Origin of the sequence: Halarcobacter anaerophilus, assembly GCF_006459125.1 — a bacterium.
In the GTDB taxonomy this organism is placed as follows: Bacteria; Campylobacterota; Campylobacteria; order Campylobacterales; family Arcobacteraceae; genus Halarcobacter; species Halarcobacter anaerophilus.
This window is the reverse complement of record NZ_CP041070.1, coordinates 17962-37500: the sequence shown is the minus strand read 5'-3', so window position 1 is coordinate 37500 and position 19539 is coordinate 17962. Positions and strand designations below refer to the sequence as shown.

Sequence of the window (19539 nt, the reverse complement as noted above, 5' to 3'; positions counted from 1 at the left end):
TCATAATTTAGATTCTGTACAAATCCACCTAATGACATACTCTTGTGATATAAGAGCCAATATGTTTTCTAAGGGTATTTTATACCTTGAAAAGATTTTTGTAAAGATATTTTTTATCAATAACTGTACATAGGTAATGAATATATTATATACAGCACCTGTTTAAAATTTATATATAGCTAAAAACTGTAAAAATATTCTAATTGTAATTGTATTTATGATAATATATCGGTTATTAAGCTTTGAATAAAGCAATTACTTTGAATTATTCAGTACATAAAATATAAATAGCAACAACATCAAGATAGTAGAATCTAAGATTAAAATGTATGGAAAATTTATAAGAAAAGATGAGTTAAGGGTATAAATATGAGAATGGAAATAAAACCAAAACCACTAACAAGTGAAGCCTTTAAAAAGTTTGGCGAAGTAATAGAAAAAGAGGGTAGAGACTCTATGATGATAAATAGGGGCTCTGCTAAAAAGTTTTATGAAATTTGTAATATGGATACAAATGAAAAAGGCGGAATTACTACTTTACATATTTATATAGGAAATAAAAGAGAGTTCCCTTTACAGATTGATATGTTAGAAAAACATCCTTTATTTTCTCAGACTTTTCTTCCAAGAAGCAAAGAACCTTTTTATTGTGTAGTAGCACTAGGAGGGAGAGAACCGGATTTATCAACACTTGAAATTTTTGAAACAAATGGAGATCAAGGTGTACACTATAATAAAGGAGTTTGGCATTTTCCGTTAATTTGTATAAAAGATAAAGAAGAATTTTTCGTTTTAGATAGAGCCGAGATAATTAAAGATGAAAAATTAATAGTAGAACAAATAGAATTTAATATGAAAGATGAAGAAATTTATTTAGTAAGAAAATAATTTTTATACAGAAATAAATAGATTCAAAAAAGAGTTTAATCTAGGAAAACAGTAACATAGTTAATAAACTATGTTAACTGTCTAATAATAATTTATCATCATCTAACTCTTCGCCGTCTTTTCTTGCAAGGGCAAATAAGTTAAGTAGATCTTTCACCTCATAATCAGATCTTTCTTTACCTTCTAAATCAAAGATAATTTTTCCTTCGTGTAACATAATAGTTCGGCTTCCATGGTCTAAAGCTTGTCTCATAGAGTGTGTTACCATCATTACCGTTAATGATTTCTCTTCAACAATTTGTGAAGTAATATCCATAATAAGTGCTGCTGTTTTTGGGTCCAGTGCCGCTGTATGTTCATCCAAAAGTAAAATACTGCTTGGTTGTAAAGCAGACATTAAAAGACTAACTGATTGTCGCTGACCTCCTGATAGAAGTCCCATTTGAGAAGTTAATCTATCTTCTAACCCTAAATTAAGTCTACTTAATTGCTCTTGAAAAAGTTTTCTAAGTTTACTATTTAGTGCAAAAGAGAGAGTTCCTCTTTTACCTCTACCGTAAGCTAAAGCCATATTCTCTTCAACGGTTAAATTACCGCAAGTTCCAGCTAATGGGTCTTGAAATACTCTTGCTATATCTTTTGTTCGACCTGTTGCAGGTAATGCTGTTACATCTCTGTCATCAAAAAATATCTGCCCATGTGTTGCTTCAATATCCCCTGCAATCGTGTTAAGTAGGGTTGATTTTCCTGCACCGTTTGAGCCAATTACAGTTACGAATTGACCGGTTGGTATTGTTAAATCTACGCCTCTTAAAGCTAATTTCTCAGTTGCCAAGCCGTGATTAAAAGTAACATGTAAATCCTTACAACAAATCATACTTTTTTCCTTTTTGCTTTTTTCGCTTTATATTCACTTCTTAATTTCGGGAATATTAATGACAAGGTAACAAGTACAGCCGTAAGTAGATTTAAATCAGAGGCTTGGAAACCTAAGAAGTCTGCATTAAGTGCCATTGAAACTGCAATTCTATAAAGAATTGACCCCAAAATACAACTTAATACAACTACTAACATAGATTTTGTTCCAAATATTGATTCACCTATAATAACAGCAGCAAGTCCTACAACAATAGTTCCAATCCCCATTGTTGAATCAGCAAATCCACTTGTTTGTGCAAATAAAGCTCCGGCAAGTCCTACTAAACCGTTTGATAAAGCTAGCCCCACATAGACTTTCTCTTTTACAACAATACCGTTTGCTTGAGCCATTCTTTTATTAGAACCAACTGCTCTCATTGCTAAACCGTATTGAGTATATAAAAACCATGACAATAACAAGCCTCCAATAACTGCACAAATAGCTACGAATATAACTTTTAAATACATGGCAGGAATTCCTAAATCCTCAAAGGGAGTTAAAACCGTAGGCTCCATGATTAAAGAAAGGTTTGGTTTTCCCATTACACGAAGATTTATTGTATATAAAGCTGTCATTGTAAGAATACTTGCAAGCAGATGAAGAATATTAAAACGCAAATTTAACCAAGCTGTAACAATACCGGCACTTGCTGCGGCAAGTGTACCTAATAGAGTTGATAAATAAGGATTTACTCCTGAAACTATTAGAGCAGCCGTTGTAGCTGCTCCTAGCGTGAAACTTCCATCAACAGTTAAATCGGGAAAATCTAAAATACGAAAAGTAAGATAAACTCCCATAGCAACTAAACCGTAAATAAACCCTATTTCTAGTGTTCCTAAAAAAGCATATAGTGACAAATCAACAACTTTTAACTATTTAACAATTTTAGTAGCTTTTTCAAGCACTTCTTTTGGAACTTCTATACCCATTTTTTTAGCCATTTTCGGGTTAACATACAAATCTGTTCCTTTTGCCATTTTCACATCAATTGAACCTGGTTTTTCACCTTTTAAAATTCTTACTACAATATCTCCTGTTTGACGACCCAAATCAAAATAGTTATAACCAACAGCAGCAATCGCTCCTCTTTCAACTGTACTTGTATCACCTGCAAAAACTGGAACCTGTGCATCAATACCAACTTTTATAACCGATTCAACTGCTGAAATAATAGTATTATCAATTGGACAATAAATTGCATCTGCTTTACCCACTAATTGTTTAGCTGCAATCATTACATCAGATGATTTAGGAGCTGCTGCTTCTACAATTTTAATACCCATTTTTTCTGCTACAACTTTAGCACTTTCAAGCATTGAAACTGCATTTGCTTCACCTGGATTGTATGGAATACCAAGCACTTTAAGATTAGGTACAAACTCTTTAATTAAAGTAAAATGTTCTTTAATATTAGCCATATCAGATAGACCTGTAACATTCCCTCCAGGTTGTTCTAAAGTTGGAACAAGTTTTGCAGCTAATGGATCTGTTACGGCTGAGAATACAACTGGAATTGTTTTTGTAGCCGTAACCGCTGCTTGAGCTGACGGAGTTGCAATTGCAACAATAATATCAGGATTTTCACCTACCATTTTTCTAGCAATTTGTGAAGCAATATCAGGTTTTCCTTGAGCACTCTCATAAGTAAACTTAAGATTATCTCCACTATAACCGTTATCATTTAATGCTTGTTTGATTCCATCTCTTACGGCATCTAGTGCCGGATGTTCTACAATTGCAGTAGTCGCAACATAAACAGGTTTAGCTTGTAAAGCAGAAGATACTAAAAGTGTTGACATAAGAGCACTTTTAAAAATTGAACTTAATCTCATAATGAATTCCTTAGAATGATTTGTTATTTATTTTAAACTTAAAAAGATTTTTTAAAAAAGTTGTGAAATATTCTATATCTTTACAACTAAATGGCTACTTAGATGAAGAAATAAAAGAAGATAATAGCCATTTTAAATGGCTATTATAAAAACGAAGATAAAAAGTTTTGTAACTCTTTGGTTTGAGGATTTGAAAATACCTCTTTACTTTCACCTATTTCCCAAAGTGAACCATTATTCATAAAATAACTCTATTTAATAAATATTTCGAGAATAATAATTTGAAAAATAAATTTCTTATATTTTTTAATATTGTATATTTTGTAGACAATTATTGTAGACAATTATTGTAGACAATTTGTTAACATAGTTTTAGAATTTATCAATGATAAATATTACATAAATTAAGGAGATAAAATTATGAAAAAATTTCTTAAAGTTGGATTAGTAACTAGTTTACTGACTACTACTCTTTTTGCTCAAGATAGTATAAAAATTGGATTTGTAGGTACTCTTTCAGGGGCAAACGCCGCATGGGGTACTTCAAATGTAAGATCAATGGAAACTTCAGCTGATATTTACAATGCCAAAGGCGGAGTTGAAATAGCAGGAAAAAAATATAAAGTTGAAATTGTCCCTTTTGATGATGCTTTCGATCCTAAAATAGCAGTTGCCGGTATGGAAAAAATGGCTCAAGAGGGTATTAAATACGTTGTTGGACCAAATGATGATGCCCAAGCTATTGCAGTAAAACCTATTGCAGAAAAAAACAAAATTGTATATTTCCCATATGCTTTTGATAAAAGTTTATATGTAAAACCCGCAAATTATGCAATATTCGGGATGATTGCATCATATCAATGGGAACCGTCTGTATACAAATGGTTAAAAGAAAACAAAGGGGTAAAAACTATTTCTTTTATTGCGGCAAATGCAGCAGATCCTCTTAACCAAAGAGACAACGGTATTAAAATAGCAGAAGATTTAGGATTAAAAATTTTGGAAGCTAAAGCAACTTATAAAGCGGATACAAGAGATTTCTATTCCGTAATCACTCCAATTATTAAGAAAAAACCTGACCTTTTGGTATTATCAGGGGTTTCTCCGGCTACTGCACCGTTAATTATTAAAACAGCAAGAGAGCTTGGTTTCAAAGGATATATGGCAGCTGGAACTGCACTTGATGCAAGTATTTTAAAAGAGGGAGCAGGAGATGCTGCAAACGGATTTATCTGTCAAGGTGGAGCAGATGCTTCAATTCAATCTGAAAAAATGGAAAAATGGGTTGAGTATTATACAAAAAAATACGGCGAATATAATGATGAATCAAATACAAAAGTATTTGCTTTAGAGTATATTTTAGCAGTTTTAAAATCTAATCCAAAAGCTATTAACAATGCAGATGAATTCTTAAAAACTGTTGACTCAAACTGGTCGGCTCCAAATCTTTTCTTTAAAGATAAAGACGCAAAATTAAAATTTGTAGGAAAAACTACATTTGGTCAAAACAGACAATTAGGTGTGCCTCTTACTCCAAAAGTTTATGAAAACGGTGAGTTTAAAACACTTTTTGTAGGTTCTGCAGACTAAGTAAAGATGCCCTTTTGGGTATCTTTTTTATTAAAGAGGAAAATATATGGAACAAATACTACTCAATGGTTTAATTACAGGTGCGCAATACGCATTAATAGCATTAGGTTTAACACTAATCTTTTCACTTATGAATATTCTTAATTTTGCCCATGGACAAATGTATGTTTTAGGTGCTTTTGTTACTTATTATGTTTATGGAAAATTAGGACTTCCTTTTATTGTAGCTGTTATTGCTTCAGGATTAACATTAGCACTAATAGGTGCAATATTCGAAAAATATCTATTTAATCCGGTTATAAAAAAGTCCCTTAGAGAAGAGAGTTCAATGCTCCTTGCTGCAGGGACTGCATTTTTTCTTGACGCTTTGATTTTAATTGTGTTTGGAGAAAAACAAAGAAGTGTTCCTTCAATTGTTGACGGAGTATTTTTCGGAGATGCATATGGAATAGATATTATTATTCCTTACAATAGAATTGCTATTGGAATTATAGCCGTAGTAATGATTACGGCATTTATTCTTTTTATGCAATATTCAAAACCGGGACGTGCAATGAGAGCCTTAGCACAAGACAAAACTGCCGCACAACTTATGGGTGTTGATTTAGATAAATATAGTCTAATCGGTTTTGCCATGGGAGCCATGTTAGCAGGAGTAGCAGGAAGTCTTCTTGTAACCATAACAGGAGTAAATTCAGGAATTGGCGGGGGAATTTCCGTTCAAGCTTTTACTATGATTATGATTGGTGGAGCAGGAGTGATCTCAGGAGCTATTTTAGGCGGTTTTATTTTAGGTATTGTTGAAGCTTTGGGACTTTATTATCTGCCTGGAGATATTACTTATTTAACAATTTTTGTATGTTTAATGATATTCCTTACTTTACGTCCTCAGGGACTAATGGGAAAACCTTGGGGGTGATTTATGAAAAATAAACAATTTATTACAAGAGTCTTAATAGCACTGATTTTTTTATTGGTTATCATTCCTGCCGTTTTGATATATACACAAAGAAATGATTTTCTTTACGGTATTACTTCTGTTGCCATTTTAGCAATGATTAGTGCAGGAGTTTGGTTGACTTTTTATATAGGTAGAATTAATATGGGACAAGGCGCTTATGCTCTAATAGGAGCATATTGTGCCGCAGTTTTAATCACCCAATTAAATTTATCTTTTTGGCTGGCACTGTTTTTAGCAGGAATTTTAGCTTCTTTATTTAGTATTTTAATCGGTCTACCGATTCTAAGACTAAGAGGAGTCTATTTTTCAATGATTACTCTAACTCTTACAGAAGTAGTAAGATTACTTGCAATTGCACTTGTTCCTGTTACAAACGGACCAAGAGGAATTACAAATATCCCACTTCCCGGAGAATTAAGTATTTTTGGAATTACTATAATTCCTGATTTTGCAAACTTACAAAACAGTAAAATAGGATTTTATTATCTTTCTGTAATTGCTATGATTGTAACTTTCGCAATTCTTTACAGACTTGTACATTCAAGAATGGGAATACTTCTTAAATCTTTACAACAAAATGAAGAATTAGCTTCATCTTTTGGTGTAAATATTTCATATTTAAGAGTAATTTCATATGCCATTGCTTCATTTTTTGCAGGAGTAGGAGGAGCAATTTTTATTAATCTGACTCAATCTGTATATCCGACTACATTTCAAGTTGCAGATTCGATTAATTATATGCTTTACACTTTTCTTGGAGGTTTAGCTTATGTTTTCGGTCCTATCTTAGGGGCATTTGTTTTATATTTTAGCTGGGATATTCTTTTCATATTTAAAGAGTATCAATTATTGATTTATTCAAGTATTATGATACTTCTTATGCTGTTTTTACCAAACGGTCTTCTAAGTTTAAGGTTTAAAAAATGAAAAAAATAATTCTTCAAGTAAATAATGTAACTAAAAAGTTCGGCTCTTTAGTTGCCATAAACGATATCTCTTTTGAAGTTTATGAAAATGAAATTTTATCGGTTATCGGTCCAAACGGAGCAGGTAAATCAACGATGTTTAAATTAATCTCTTCATTTTTAAAACCTACTTCAGGAGCAGTTCTTTTCAATAGAGAAAAAATTTCAGGTTTAAAACCCCATATAACAGCAAGAAAAGGTGTTGTAAGAACTTTCCAGGAAACTACTGTTTTTAAAAATATGTCAGTAAGAGATAATATTATAATTGCTCATCAGTTACAAGCAAAGTCAAACCTTTTAGGATTTTTCTTTAATACTAAACTTGCAAAAGAGGATAATAAAAGGTTTGGTAAGTCTGCTGATGAAATTATTGATTTTTTAGGATTAAATGAAGTAAAAGATGAATTGGCAAGCAATCTACCTCACGGACTTTTAAGAGGTTTAGGAATTGCAAATGCTCTTGCATGTAAACCAAAAATCTTATTATTGGATGAACCCTTTGCAGGAATGAATCATGATGAAACAAAAAAATGTATGAATATGGTTAAACAAATTAAAAAGTCAGGAGTAACCGTTCTTTTAGTTGAACATGATATGCCTGCCGTTATGGAAATTTCAGACAGAATCGTTGTTATTAGTTTTGGTGAAAAAATAGCAGAAGGAAAACCTGCTGATATTCAAAAAAATCCTAAAGTAATCGAAGCTTACTTAGGTGTAGAAGATGAAGAATTAGGAATTTAATATGGCTTTATTAGAGTGTAAAAACATAGATGTATATTATGATCAAGTAAGAGCTGTAAAAAGTGTCTCTTTAAGTTTAGAAGAGGGAGAAACTATAACTTTAATCGGTGCAAACGGAGCTGGAAAATCTTCTATTTTAAAAGCTATTACGGGACTTAAAAATATAAATTCAGGAGAAATACTTTTTGAAGGAGAAAAGTTAAATGGACAATCTCCTTCAAAAATTGTAGAAAAAGGAATTGCAATGACTCCTGAAGGAAGAAGAGTATTTCCTTATATGACTGTAAAGGACAACCTTCTAATGGGTGCTTTTACAAGAAAAGACAAAGATGGTATTGCAGAAGATTTAGAAAAAGTTTTAACAAAATTTCCAAGATTAAAAGAGAGATTTAAACAACAAGCCAGCACTATGAGCGGTGGAGAACAACAAATGATGGTAATAGGAAGAGCTCTTATGTCAAGACCGAAAGTTCTTTTAATGGATGAACCAAGTCTTGGAATTGCTCCAAAACTGGTTCAAGATATTGCAAGATCAATTGTACAAATCAATAAGGAAGATAAAGTCTCTGTTATTTTGGTTGAACAAAATTCAAGAATGGCTTTAAAAGTTTCTCAAAGAGCCTATGCAATGCAATTAGGAGAAGTTTTATTAAGCGGAAATTCAAAAGATTTAATACATGATGAAAGAATCATTGAACTATATTTAGGAGGAAGTCACTAATGAAATTAGCAATAATAAATCCAAACTCTACGGAATCAATGACACAAAAATGCAAAGAAGTAGCACTAAAGTTTAAAAACAATGACACGGAAATCTGGGCTTCAAATCCTGAAAATTCTCCCAAAAGTATTGAAGGGCATTATGATGAAGTTAAAAGTTTAGCAGGACTTATGGAAGAGATAAAAAAAGCTAAAGATTGGGGAGCAGATGCTTATGTAATTGCCTGCTTTGATGATCCGGGACTTGAAGCTGCAAGAGAATTGGCAGAAGGTCCTGTAATCGGAATTTGCGAAGCAGCGATGCATATGACAACTATTTTAGCTTCAAGTTTTTCGGTAGTTACCACTCTTAATCGTTCAGTTCCAATAATTGAAGAGTTATCACACAAATACGGAATGTCAAAATTTTGCAGAAAAGTAAGAGCAGCTAATATCCCTGTTTTATCTTTGGAAGACGGAACTTGCAATGCAAAACAAAAGATTGAAAAAGAGATTTTAAAAGCTGTAGAAGAGGATAATTGTGAAGCAATTATTTTAGGATGTGCAGGAATGGCTGATTTAACAATTGAGTTATCGCAAAAATGCAATATTCCTGTTGTTGATGGAGTTTTATGTGCCCTTAAAATGGCAGAATCTCTTGTCGGCGCAAAACTAAAAACAAGTAAAATAAATGCCTATTCTTATCCTATTGTAAAATAGGCTTAAAAGATGGATTCTTTCTCAGAATTTTTATTATGGTTAAGTGTAATTTTTCCTCTAGTATTTAGTGCCGGACCGGGCAATGTTTTATGTGCAATATGCGGAGCTTCAAACGGATTTAAAAAATCCATTCCTTTTGTATTAGGACTAAATTTAGTTTATACCTCATATTCACTCCTTGCAGGGTTCGGACTTGCCGTTATTTTAATAAATTATCCAAGAATATTTTTTTCAATTCAACTATTAGGAGTTATTTATATTTTTTGGCTGGGATATAAATTTTTGAGTAAAAAAGAGATAAAACAAAAAAACTCTTCTACTAATTTAAACTTTATAGACGGTCTTATTTCCCAAACACTTAATATAAAAGGAATATCAATAGTTTTGACAATGTATTCTCAATTTTTAGATAAAAATCAATCTATTGTTTATGAAGTTTTAACTCTTAGTCTTACTCTTTTACTGTTAAATCTCTTTACACATATGACATGGGTGTACGGCGGTTCGTGGATGGCTAAAAAATTTGCATCAAATTATGCAGTAAAAATTCAAAGTAAAATATTCGGTGGAATGTTAATAGCCGTCTCTTTTTGGTTATTATCCCAAACTCTTTACAGCTAGACTTTTTTATAAAAAAGCCTTAAATAAGTAATAGAATTAAAAATATAATATAATAAAAACCATATATACATAATATAAATTGAATAAAAAATCAGAAAATGTATATTTAATATACAAAGATTGTCTACAATGATTGTAGACAATCTGATAAAATTCATTACAACAAGAGAGGAAACAATGGAAGTAAATGATATTTTTACATTAGAAGACAAAATAGTAAACTTCATCTTTGATGCAATTTTTACTAAAAAACTACATCCGGGAATTAAATTATCAGAAAGCGTATTGGCAAAAGAGTTAAATGCAAGTAGAGATGTAGTAAGAAAAGCTTTTAGTAAACTTCAAACTATGGGTATTTTAACATATAAAAAAAATCAAGGATTTCATGTAGTCTGGCTAACAGAAGAGAATGCAAAAGATATCTACACAGCAAGAAAAGTTATTGAAGCAGGTATTGTAGAAATAGTTACCCAAAAACATTCAAAAAAAGAGTTGGATTTATCTATATTAAATGAAAAAGTTGAAAATGAAGAGTATTTAAAAGTTTCCCTTAGAAACGGGGAATATGTAAAAACATCATGTGATTTCCATTTAAATTTGGCAATTTTAAGTGAAAATGATTTTTTAATCAACGCTTTAAAGCCTCTTATTCCTTTAAGTATTCTTGCAGGACTTATTTACGATGACAGTGAGACCTCTTTTTGTTCTTATGATGAACACAGAGTGTTAATTGATGCCATTAAAAGTAACGATATAACTTATGCAAAAAGTATTATGGATCAGCATCTTGTTCATTGCGTAGAAGCATTAAATTTCGGTATTACACCATCAAAAAAAAATAAATTTATATTTGGAAATTAAAATGAATAAATTAATTAATAACTACCCAAGGGATATGATAGGTTATGCAAATGAACCTATTAATCCCAAATGGCCAAACGGCGCTAAAGTAGCACTTCAATTTGTATTAAATTACGAAGAGGGTGCGGAAAACTGTATTCTTCACGGAGACAAAGCCTCAGAAGTTTTTTTATCAGATATGGTAAATCCCGAAGCCTTTGTCGGACAAAGACATAAATCAATTGAATCACTGTACGAATACGGCTCAAGAGTAGGTGTTTGGAGAATTTTGGAACTTTTTAAAGATTTTCAAATTCCCGTAACTATTTTTGCAGTTGCAATGGCAATAGCAAGAAATCCCAAAGTTGCGGAATATTTGGCAAAAAATGATTATGACATTTGCTCTCACGGTTATAGATGGCTGAATTATCAAAAAATTGAAGAATCAATAGAAAGAGACCATTTATATAAAAGTATTGAAATCTTAGAAAAAATGTTAGGGAAACGACCTTTGGGGTGGTACACAGGAAGAGACAGTGAAAACACTAGAAAACTTGTAGTCCAAGAAGGAGGATTTTTATATGACAGCGATGCTTATAATGATGATTTGCCATATTTTGCCCCTGAAATAACTACAAAAGAACATCTAGTTATTCCATATACTATGGATGTAAATGATATGAGATTTATGCCCCATGGATTCAACAGCGGAGATGAATTCTTTACTTACTTAAAAGACAGCTTTGATGCTCTTTATCTAGAAGGAGCAAAATCTCCTAAAATGATGTCTATTGGAATGCACTGCAGAATAACAGGGAAACCCGGAAGAATTATGGCAATGAGAAAATTCTTGGAATATGTAAGAAGTTTTGATGACGTGTGGTTTTGTTCAAGACTAGATATTGCAAATCACTGGATTAAAAATTTTTCAAGCAAAGGAACAAAATGATAAACGTAGCAAGCTGTGAACTTGGAAGTAAAATAATTTTTACGACAGATGAATTCTTTGCAAAAGCCAGTAGAATGCTTCAAGAAAGTGAAGCAATCTTTGAGGATAAATATGATGAAAACGGTCACTGGATGGATGGCTGGGAAACGAGAAGAAGAAGAGACGGAGGAAATGATTTTTGTATTATCAAGCTTGGGAATATCTCTAAAATCAACTCTTTTTTAATTGATACTTCCCACTTTAGAGGGAATTATCCTTTAGCTATTTCAATTAAAGGATGTAATGCAAAAGAGATTGATGATAAAAGTTTCATAAACCAAATAGATAGTTTCAAGTGGCTTGAACTTCTTGAACAAAGTGATTTAGAAGGAGATAAAAAACAAAACTTTTCTTCAAAAGATATTAGTGAAATAACACATTTAAAAGTTGATATCTATCCAGATGGCGGAATTGCTAGATTTAAAGCTTTTGGAGAGATTTGTTTTGATGAAAAACTTTATGAAAAAGAAAATATAAATATAGCTTCAATGAAAAACGGAGCAAGAGCAGTTTATACAAATAATGAATTTTTTGCTCCTTTAAGAAATATTTTAAAAGATGAAGATGCTATCAATATGGGTGACGGCTGGGAAACTAGAAGAAGAAGAGAACCGGGATTTGACTGGGGAATCATAGAATTGGCAAAACCTGCTATTATCGATAATATTATGGTTGATACAAACTTTTTTAAAGGGAATTTTGCCGATTCTTTTTCTATTTGCAGCGCTTATTTGGAAAATACAACAGATAATTCAGTAATTACCCAAAGTATGTTTTGGGAAGAGTTAATAAGTAAACAAAAACTTGAGATGCATAAAAAACACTCTTTTGACAACAGTTTTTTACTCCATAAAAAACCTGTTACCCATATAAGAGTAAATATTTTCCCTGATGGAGGAATCTCAAGACTTAAACTTTTTGGAAAATTTATAAAAGAGGTAAAGGCTTAAAATGCAGCTTTTATTAAAACCCCAAACTCTTACAAAAGAGGCTTTCAAAAAATTTGGAGAGGTGGTAAGCATTGAAAACAATGATTCTAAAACCATCAATAATGGTTATGCACAAAAATATTTTGAATTATGCACTATGGATTCAAATGAAAAAAACGGCAAAGCAACTCTTCATATCTATGTAGCAAAAAAAAGAGAGTTCCCTTTAAAAATAGATATGTTGGAAAAACATCCTTTCTTTTCACAAACTTTCATGCCTAGAAGTTTTAAACCTTTTATGGCAGTTGTTGCTTTGGGTAAAGAAGAGCCTGATTTATCAACAATTGAAGCTTTTATTACAAACGGAAATCAAGGAGTTCATTACAATAGAGGAATTTGGCATTTTCCATTAATCAGTCTGGAAGATAAAGATCAGTTTATAGTTATAGACAGAACAGATTGTAATCAAATCAAAAACAAAATAACAGAGTGCATTGAGTTTAAAATTAAAGATACAAAAATATTATTAGATAAAAGGATAGAAAATGGTAAGCAGCAATAAGTTTGATTAGTATGACTTTTTTACTTCCATATTTAATATTTTCATAAAAAAGTCACGACTGGCATTGTGATTATAAAAAAAGAAATATTAAAAAGAAGAATAAAGATGAATAAAAACCTCAGTAATTTCATTGCAAACTAGTTAACTTATAAAATCTTTTTTGTGGTGAAAAAAAATTAGAACAATTAAATAGGAAAAATTATGGTAAGAGATGTTAATAAAGACTCTTTATCACCCACAAAAGAGAGTGAAAAAAATTGGAAATGGTTTGAAGTTTCAAATATATGGGCAAATGATATTCAAAGTCTATTTGGCTATACATTAGTTGCTTCTTTATTTATAAGTTATCAAGTTACTGGATGGACGGCATTCTCTGCTTTAATTGTAGCAGGACTAATAGTAACATTTTTAGTAAATATATCGGGAAAAGCGGGAGTTGATTATGGGATTCCTTATCCTGTACTAGCAAGATCAAGTATGGGAATACACGGGGCTAAATTATCTGCTATTATAAGAGCTGTTGTTGCAGTTTTTTGGTTTGGAGTTCAAACCTATTTTGCCTCTACTGCTTTACATCTATTAATAGTTGCTTCAACAGGTATTGAATTAAAAACTACTGTTTTAGGCTTAGATATGGTAGGCTGGTTCTCATTTTTTGTTGTTTGGATACTGCAAATGGTGATTTTCTCAAAGGGAATGAACTGGGTATCAAAATTTTTAAATTTTGCAGCACCCTTTGTATATCTTATTATGATAGGTCTTCTAATTGTATTGTGGAGCGAATCAAAAGGTGAACTTTTTAGCGCTGCAAATAATATTTTCTCTAATAAAAGTTCTACTTTTGATTCTGAAATAAACGGTTTTTTTGCAATTGTAGGGACTATGATTGCTTACTTTGCCGCAGTAATGATAAATTTTAGCGATTTTTCAAGATATGCAAAAAACAAAAAATCAATGGTTCTAGGAAACTTGGTTGGATTGCCTTTAAATATGATTTTCTTTTCAGCCTTAGCTCTTTTAATAACCGCCGGTTCCGTTGTTGTTTTCGGAGAAAAACTTACAAATCCAATGGATATAGTTGAAAAAGCAGACAGTACAATATTAAGTTTAGTAGCTGCAATTACATTTTTCACTGCAACAGTCGGTATTAACTTAGTTGCTAACTTTATTCCTGCAGTTAACGGTATATCAAATTTAGCGCCAAAAAAACTCTCATTTAAAAAATCAGGAATGATAACATCCGCTTTTGCTTTAATAATCGGAGGATTTTGGGTTAGTTTCATAAGTCAAGTAGGAATAAGTCCTATCGTAAATACTTTAGGAGCAACATTGGCACCCTTATACGGTATTTTAATAGTTGATTATTTCTTTATAAAAAAACAAGACTTAGATATGAACTCTTTATATGACGAGACCCAAGAGAGTATCTATTTTTATAAAAACGGTTGGAATACAAATACTATGGTTGCCTTTGTAATAGGTGCCCTTTTTTCTATTTGTACCGTATGGGTTGACTCTTTAAGCAGCCTAAACGGTTACGGTTGGATTATAGGAGCAGTTCTCGGTGGTTTTATATATTTATCTTTATCAAAATATCAGACAAATAGAAATTTAGCTTTTAACTAAGAAAAGAGGAAAAATGAGAAACAAAATTTTAAATGGCAATTTAAAAATCGATGAATCACTTTATAATTTAATAAACGAAGAGATTTTACCCACAACCCAGATAAAAAAAGAAGATTTTTGGAGCAGCTTTGAGAAAATTATTGAAGAGTTAACTCCTACAAACAAAGCACTTTTAGAAAAAAGAGAAGAACTTCAAAATGCAATTGATAATTGGCACAAACGAAACAGATACAGCATAGAAAATCTTATAGAATACAAAAACTTTTTAAAAGAGATTGGTTACTTACAAGAGCCTTGCGAAGATTTTAAAGTAACAACACAAAATGTGGATGAAGAGATAGCGCTTCAAGCCGGTCCTCAATTAGTAGTTCCCGTTAAAAATGCAAGATTTGCTTTAAATGCGGCTAATGCAAGATGGGGAAGTTTATATGATGCTCTTTACGGAAGTGATATTTTTTCAAAAGAAGGCGAGTTGGCAATTACAAAAGAGTACAATAAAAAAAGAGGAGAAAAGGTTGTAAACTTTGCAAAAGAGCATTTGGATTGCCTTGCACCTCTTACAGAAGGTTCCCATAAAGATGCCATTGCTTATAAAATAGTAGATAATAAGCTTCAAGTTGAACTTAAAAACAAAGAGCTTGTTTCTTTAAAAGAAAAAAACAAAGCATTGGCTTTTGCAGGAGAAAAAGAGAATCCGACTTCCCTTGTTTTAAAAAACAATAATCTTCATGTGATAATTGAGTTTGATAAAAACAGTTTTATAGGAAAACTTGATCTTGCTGGGATAAAAGATGTAACAGTTGAAGCAGCAGTTACCACTATTATGGATTGTGAAGACTCTATTGCAGCAGTTGATGCCCAAGACAAAGTTGAAGTTTATAGAAACTGGTTTGGTCTTATGAAAGGCACTTTAGAAGAGAGTTTCATTAAAAACGGTAAAAGTCTTACAAGAAAACTAAATAAAGATAAAGTTTTTAAAACCTTAGATAACAAAGAACTAATCCTTCACGGAAGAAGTCTTCTTTTTATAAGAAATGTAGGGCATCTTATGACAAATCCTGCGATTTTAGATAAAAATGATGAAGAAATTTTTGAGGGGATTATGGATTGTATGATTACGACTTTGGCTGCAATTCCCGATTTGACAAATAAAAATCAAAAAAGAAACAGCCGAACAAAATCTCTTTATATAGTAAAACCAAAAATGCACGGACCACAAGAAGTCGCTTTTGCAGTTAGAATGTTTGCTTTGGTTGAAAAAGCTTTAAACTTACCTCTAAACACTCTTAAAATAGGGATTATGGATGAAGAAAGAAGAACATCTGTAAACTTAAAAGAGTGTATAAAAGAGGCTAAAGATAGAGTAGTATTTATAAATACCGGATTTTTGGATAGAACAGGGGACGAGATTCATACTTCAATGTTAGCAGGAGCAATGACTGCAAAAACAAAAATGAAACAAGAGCCTTGGATAAAAGCTTATGAAAACTGGAATGTAGATATTGGTTTAGAGTGTGGTTTGCAAGGAAAAGCTCAAATAGGAAAAGGGATGTGGGCAATGCCTGATGAGATGGCAAAAATGATGACTGAAAAAATTTCACACCCGAAATCAGGAGCCAATACAGCGTGGGTTCCATCTCCTACTGCGGCTGTTTTACACTCAATACATTATCATCAAGTAGATGTTTTTGAGGTTCAAAACGATTTAAAAGGAAAAAGAAGAGCAAGTTTAGAAGAACTTCTTACAATACCTTTATTAAAAGAAGAGTTATCAAAAGAGCAAATAAAAAATGAACTTGATAACAATGCCCAAGGGATTTTGGGATATGTTGTTAGATGGATTGATGAGGGTATCGGTTGTTCAAAAGTTCCTGATATAAACAATATCGCACTTATGGAAGATAGAGCAACACTTAGAATCTCTTCACAACATTTGGCAAACTGGTTAGAACACGGTATTTGTACAAAAGAAGAGGTTATGAACTCTTTAGAACAGATGGCAAAAGTTGTTGATAAACAAAATGAAAAAGATCCAAACTATATCCCAATAGCACCTGCATACGACGGTTTTGCTTTTAAAGCAGCTTGTGATTTGATATTTAAAGGAAAAACTCAACCCTCAGGATATACGGAACCAATCTTACACCAATACAGAAGAGAATTTAAAGATAGTATTTGTAAATAATGAATAAATATTATACAAATGTAAATATAATAAACCAATTGTTTTTAGATAAACTATCAGAGAAAAATAGAGGAGGCATTTGATGTTTTTGACAAACCGTGAACAAGAGAAACTGCTTATTTACACAGCTTCAAAATTAGCGCAAGAGCGAAAAGAGAAGGGTTTAAAACTAAATTACCCTGAAGCTGTTGCCATTATCAGTGCATTTATATTAGAAGGTGCCAGAGAGGGTAAAAGTGTTGCTCAACTTATGGTTGAAGCTACAAAAGTGCTAAAAGCCGATGATGTTATGCCAGGTGTTGCTTCTATGATGCATATGGTTCAAACAGAAGCAACTTTTGATGACGGAACAAAACTTGTTACGGTTCATAATCCAATCCCTGAAATAAAATCGGAAATAACTCCGGGAGAATATTTTATTGATGAGGGAGAAATTGAATTAAATGAAGGTTCGGAAGTTACGGCAATAGAAGTTGAAAACATCGGTGACAGACCAATACAAGTTGGTTCTCACTACCACTTTTTTGAAACAAATGCCTTTTTAGAATTTGACAGACAAAAAGCTTACGGTCAAAGATTAAATATCCCTGCCGGAACCTCTGTTAGATTTGAACCCGGAAGTAAAAAAAAGGTTGAAGTTGTTCCTTTTAGAGGTCAAAGATATATTGCAGGATTTAATGCTCTTGTAAATGGTTACCTAGATAAAAAAGAAACAAAAGAAAAAGCTATAGAAAATCTTGAAAAATTTTTAGGGAGTAGAGTATGAAAATCTCAAAAGAAAAATACGCTTCAATGTATGGACCCACAACAGGCGATAGATTTAGATTAGCAGATACAAGCTTGATAGCCAAAATTGAGAAAGATTATACAATTTACGGTGAAGAATCAAAATTTGGAGGAGGAAAGACAGTAAGAGACGGGATGAGCCAGTCTCCAAATGCCGTAGATACCGCCGATTTGATTATTACAAATGCCGTGATTATTGACTATACAGGTATTTACAAAGCTGATATCGGTATAAAAGAAGGAAAAATCTCAGCTATTGGGAAAAGCGGAAATCCGCTAAACTGCGATGGAATTACAAAAGGTTTAGAAATAGGAGCAAATACGGAAATTCTTTCAGCTGAAGGAAAAATCATAACAGCAGGCGGAATTGATTCACATATTCACTTTATTTCTCCGGGACAAATTGATGAAGCTTTAAGTTCCGGAGTAACCACTATGTTAGGAGGAGGTACAGGACCAAATACGGGAACAAATGCCACAACTTGTACTCCCGGAGAATTTAATATTCAAAAAATGATTGAAGCAGTTGATGATTTACCTTTAAACTTCGGTTTTATGGGGAAAGGGAACAGCTCAAGTTATGAAGCCCTTAAAGTTCAAATTGAAGCAGGAGCTATGGGTTTAAAACTGCATGAAGACTGGGGAACAACTCCAAATGCTATCGATACTTGCCTAAAAGTTGCAGATGATTTTGATGTTCAAGTTGCAATCCATACGGATACTTTAAATGAATCAGGTTTTGTAGATAGCACAGTTAATGCTTTTGCAGGAAGAACAATTCATACTTTCCACAGTGAAGGTGCAGGAGGCGGTCATGCCCCTGATATTATGAAAGTTGCGGGATTAGAAAATATTTTACCCTCTTCTACAAATCCAACCTTACCTTATACAAAAAATACCATAGAAGAACATCTTGATATGCTTATGGTTTGTCACCATTTAAGCCCTAAAATTCCGGAAGATGTAAGTTTTGCAGAATCCAGAATCAGAGGGAAAACTATTGCAGCAGAAGATGTTTTACACGACATAGGAGCCATCTCAATGACCAGCAGCGATTCTCAAGCTATGGGTAGAGTAGGAGAAGTCGTAATCAGAACTTGGCAAGTAGCAGACTCTATGAAAAAACAAAGAGGAGCCTTAGAAGAGGATGATTCTTTAAGCGATAATAACAGAATCAAAAGATATATTGCAAAATATACTATAAACCCTGCTATTGCTTCTGGAATCAGTGAACATATAGGAAGTGTTGAAGTTGGGAAAATGGCGGATTTAGTTCTTTGGACACCGGCATTTTTCGGAGTTAAACCTGAAATCATTTTAAAAGGCGGATTTATAGCTTTGGCTATGATGGGCGATTCAAATGCTTCTATTCCAACCCCTGAACCAAATATGTACAGACCTATGTTTGGAAGTTTAGGAAAAGCAGCTTCAAATACAAGTGCAATTTTTGTATCAAATGCAGCAATAAAAGCAGGAATTGAAGAGAAAATGGATACCAAAAAAGTTATGCTTCCCGTTAAAAATACAAGAAATATCGGGAAAAAAGATATGAAACTAAATAACTTTATTGGAAAAATAGAAGTTGATCCTGAAACTTATGATGTAAAAGTGGACGGAAAAATCATAGAATCCTCTTTTCAAAAAGAGCTTCCAATGACTAAAAAATATTTTCTATTTTAAGGATAAG

19 protein-coding genes are annotated in these 19539 nt (G+C 32.3%); 16 read left to right on the top strand and 3 right to left on the bottom strand.

Features of this window, described 5'->3' with window-relative positions; translation table 11 throughout:
• The first annotated feature begins 369 nt into the window (after positions 1-369).
• A complete protein-coding gene (locus tag AANAER_RS00205; protein ID WP_129081277.1) occupies positions 370-888 on the top strand; it encodes an ureidoglycolate lyase in 519 nt (172 codons plus the stop codon).
• Between the two features lie 73 nt (positions 889-961).
• Here AANAER_RS00205 and AANAER_RS00200 read toward each other — a convergent pair whose 3' ends face one another.
• The 3 genes from AANAER_RS00200 to AANAER_RS00190 are packed head-to-tail and all read right to left on the bottom strand — an operon-like array spanning position 962 to position 3639.
• The gene (locus AANAER_RS00200; RefSeq protein WP_129081276.1) at positions 962-1765 is read right to left on the bottom strand and encodes an ABC transporter ATP-binding protein; all 804 of its coding nucleotides are present in this window, start codon (positions 1763-1765) and stop codon (positions 962-964) included.
• Complete coding sequence (locus AANAER_RS00195; RefSeq protein ID WP_129081275.1) at positions 1762-2664, bottom strand: ABC transporter permease; 903 nt, start codon at positions 2662-2664, stop codon at positions 1762-1764. The genes AANAER_RS00200 and AANAER_RS00195 overlap by 4 nt, the downstream gene beginning before the upstream one ends.
• Before the next feature lie 15 nt (positions 2665-2679).
• Positions 2680-3639, bottom strand: coding sequence for an ABC transporter substrate-binding protein (locus AANAER_RS00190; protein ID WP_129081274.1), 960 nt, complete (start codon positions 3637-3639; stop codon positions 2680-2682).
• Positions 3640-4059: 420 nt separating this feature from the next.
• On the opposite strand from AANAER_RS00190, the gene AANAER_RS00180 reads away from it, so the two are divergent.
• The 15 genes from AANAER_RS00180 to ureC all read left to right on the top strand — a co-directional run bounded on the left by AANAER_RS00180 (position 4060) and on the right by ureC (position 19532).
• A complete protein-coding gene (locus AANAER_RS00180; RefSeq protein WP_164969320.1) occupies positions 4060-5229 on the top strand; it encodes an ABC transporter substrate-binding protein in 1170 nt (389 codons plus the stop codon).
• A 46-nt stretch (positions 5230-5275) separates the two neighbouring features.
• Positions 5276-6148: a branched-chain amino acid ABC transporter permease gene (locus AANAER_RS00175; protein WP_044419235.1), complete on the top strand. Its 873-nt coding sequence runs from the start codon at positions 5276-5278 to the stop codon at positions 6146-6148.
• Positions 6149-6151: 3 nt separating this feature from the next.
• A complete protein-coding gene (locus AANAER_RS00170; RefSeq protein ID WP_129081272.1) occupies positions 6152-7117 on the top strand; it encodes a branched-chain amino acid ABC transporter permease in 966 nt (321 codons plus the stop codon).
• Entirely contained in the window at positions 7114-7896 is a 783-nt protein-coding gene (locus tag AANAER_RS00165; protein ID WP_129081271.1) for an ABC transporter ATP-binding protein, read from the top strand. The genes AANAER_RS00170 and AANAER_RS00165 overlap by 4 nt, the downstream gene beginning before the upstream one ends.
• Before the next feature lies 1 nt (position 7897).
• Positions 7898-8617 carry an ABC transporter ATP-binding protein gene (locus tag AANAER_RS00160; protein WP_129081270.1) on the top strand — a complete coding sequence of 240 codons (720 nt, stop codon included), beginning with the start codon at positions 7898-7900 and terminating at the stop codon, positions 8615-8617.
• Positions 8617-9315: an aspartate/glutamate racemase family protein gene (locus AANAER_RS00155; protein WP_129081269.1), complete on the top strand. Its 699-nt coding sequence runs from the start codon at positions 8617-8619 to the stop codon at positions 9313-9315. Before AANAER_RS00160 ends, AANAER_RS00155 begins: the two co-directional genes overlap by 1 nt.
• Positions 9316-9324: 9 nt before the next feature.
• Entirely contained in the window at positions 9325-9936 is a 612-nt protein-coding gene (locus tag AANAER_RS00150) for a LysE family translocator (protein WP_129081268.1), read from the top strand.
• Between the two features lie 129 nt (positions 9937-10065).
• On the top strand, positions 10066-10797 hold the full coding sequence (locus AANAER_RS00145) for a GntR family transcriptional regulator (protein WP_170218424.1): 732 nt from the start codon (positions 10066-10068) through the stop codon (positions 10795-10797).
• A gap of 1 nt (position 10798) precedes the next feature.
• Positions 10799-11725 carry an allantoinase PuuE gene (gene puuE, locus AANAER_RS00140; RefSeq protein ID WP_129081267.1) on the top strand — a complete coding sequence of 309 codons (927 nt, stop codon included), beginning with the start codon at positions 10799-10801 and terminating at the stop codon, positions 11723-11725.
• Positions 11722-12714 carry an allantoicase gene (alc, locus tag AANAER_RS00135; protein ID WP_129081266.1) on the top strand — a complete coding sequence of 331 codons (993 nt, stop codon included), beginning with the start codon at positions 11722-11724 and terminating at the stop codon, positions 12712-12714. The genes puuE and alc overlap by 4 nt, the downstream gene beginning before the upstream one ends.
• Before the next feature lies 1 nt (position 12715).
• Positions 12716-13255 carry an ureidoglycolate lyase gene (locus AANAER_RS00130; RefSeq protein WP_129081265.1) on the top strand — a complete coding sequence of 180 codons (540 nt, stop codon included), beginning with the start codon at positions 12716-12718 and terminating at the stop codon, positions 13253-13255.
• A gap of 201 nt (positions 13256-13456) precedes the next feature.
• Positions 13457-14881 (top strand): NCS1 family nucleobase:cation symporter-1, encoded by a 1425-nt coding sequence (locus AANAER_RS00125; RefSeq protein WP_129081264.1) that lies wholly within the window; start codon positions 13457-13459, stop codon positions 14879-14881.
• Between the two features lie 13 nt (positions 14882-14894).
• Positions 14895-17066 (top strand): malate synthase G, encoded by a 2172-nt coding sequence (locus AANAER_RS00120; protein ID WP_129081263.1) that lies wholly within the window; start codon positions 14895-14897, stop codon positions 17064-17066.
• 82 nt (positions 17067-17148) lie between these two features.
• The gene (locus AANAER_RS00115) at positions 17149-17832 is read left to right on the top strand and encodes an urease subunit beta (RefSeq protein ID WP_129081262.1); all 684 of its coding nucleotides are present in this window, start codon (positions 17149-17151) and stop codon (positions 17830-17832) included.
• Complete coding sequence (ureC, locus tag AANAER_RS00110; RefSeq protein WP_129081261.1) at positions 17829-19532, top strand: urease subunit alpha; 1704 nt, start codon at positions 17829-17831, stop codon at positions 19530-19532. Before AANAER_RS00115 ends, ureC begins: the two co-directional genes overlap by 4 nt.
• The last annotated feature ends 7 nt before the right edge of the window (positions 19533-19539 follow it).

Coding starts and splice junctions, on each gene's coding strand:
- AANAER_RS00205 (WP_129081277.1), top strand. CDS start 370: ATGAGAATGGAAATAAAACCAAAACCACTAACAAGTGAAGCCTTTAAA.
- AANAER_RS00200 (WP_129081276.1), bottom strand. CDS start 1,765: ATGATTTGTTGTAAGGATTTACATGTTACTTTTAATCACGGCTTGGCA.
- AANAER_RS00190 (WP_129081274.1), bottom strand. CDS start 3,639: ATGAGATTAAGTTCAATTTTTAAAAGTGCTCTTATGTCAACACTTTTA.
- AANAER_RS00180 (WP_164969320.1), top strand. CDS start 4,060: ATGAAAAAATTTCTTAAAGTTGGATTAGTAACTAGTTTACTGACTACT.
- AANAER_RS00175 (WP_044419235.1), top strand. CDS start 5,276: ATGGAACAAATACTACTCAATGGTTTAATTACAGGTGCGCAATACGCA.
- AANAER_RS00170 (WP_129081272.1), top strand. CDS start 6,152: ATGAAAAATAAACAATTTATTACAAGAGTCTTAATAGCACTGATTTTT.
- AANAER_RS00165 (WP_129081271.1), top strand. CDS start 7,114: ATGAAAAAAATAATTCTTCAAGTAAATAATGTAACTAAAAAGTTCGGC.
- AANAER_RS00160 (WP_129081270.1), top strand. CDS start 7,898: ATGGCTTTATTAGAGTGTAAAAACATAGATGTATATTATGATCAAGTA.
- AANAER_RS00155 (WP_129081269.1), top strand. CDS start 8,617: ATGAAATTAGCAATAATAAATCCAAACTCTACGGAATCAATGACACAA.
- AANAER_RS00150 (WP_129081268.1), top strand. CDS start 9,325: ATGGATTCTTTCTCAGAATTTTTATTATGGTTAAGTGTAATTTTTCCT.
- AANAER_RS00145 (WP_170218424.1), top strand. CDS start 10,066: ATGATTGTAGACAATCTGATAAAATTCATTACAACAAGAGAGGAAACA.
- puuE (WP_129081267.1), top strand. CDS start 10,799: ATGAATAAATTAATTAATAACTACCCAAGGGATATGATAGGTTATGCA.
- alc (WP_129081266.1), top strand. CDS start 11,722: ATGATAAACGTAGCAAGCTGTGAACTTGGAAGTAAAATAATTTTTACG.
- AANAER_RS00130 (WP_129081265.1), top strand. CDS start 12,716: ATGCAGCTTTTATTAAAACCCCAAACTCTTACAAAAGAGGCTTTCAAA.
- AANAER_RS00125 (WP_129081264.1), top strand. CDS start 13,457: ATGGTAAGAGATGTTAATAAAGACTCTTTATCACCCACAAAAGAGAGT.
- AANAER_RS00120 (WP_129081263.1), top strand. CDS start 14,895: ATGAGAAACAAAATTTTAAATGGCAATTTAAAAATCGATGAATCACTT.
- AANAER_RS00115 (WP_129081262.1), top strand. CDS start 17,149: ATGTTTTTGACAAACCGTGAACAAGAGAAACTGCTTATTTACACAGCT.
- ureC (WP_129081261.1), top strand. CDS start 17,829: ATGAAAATCTCAAAAGAAAAATACGCTTCAATGTATGGACCCACAACA.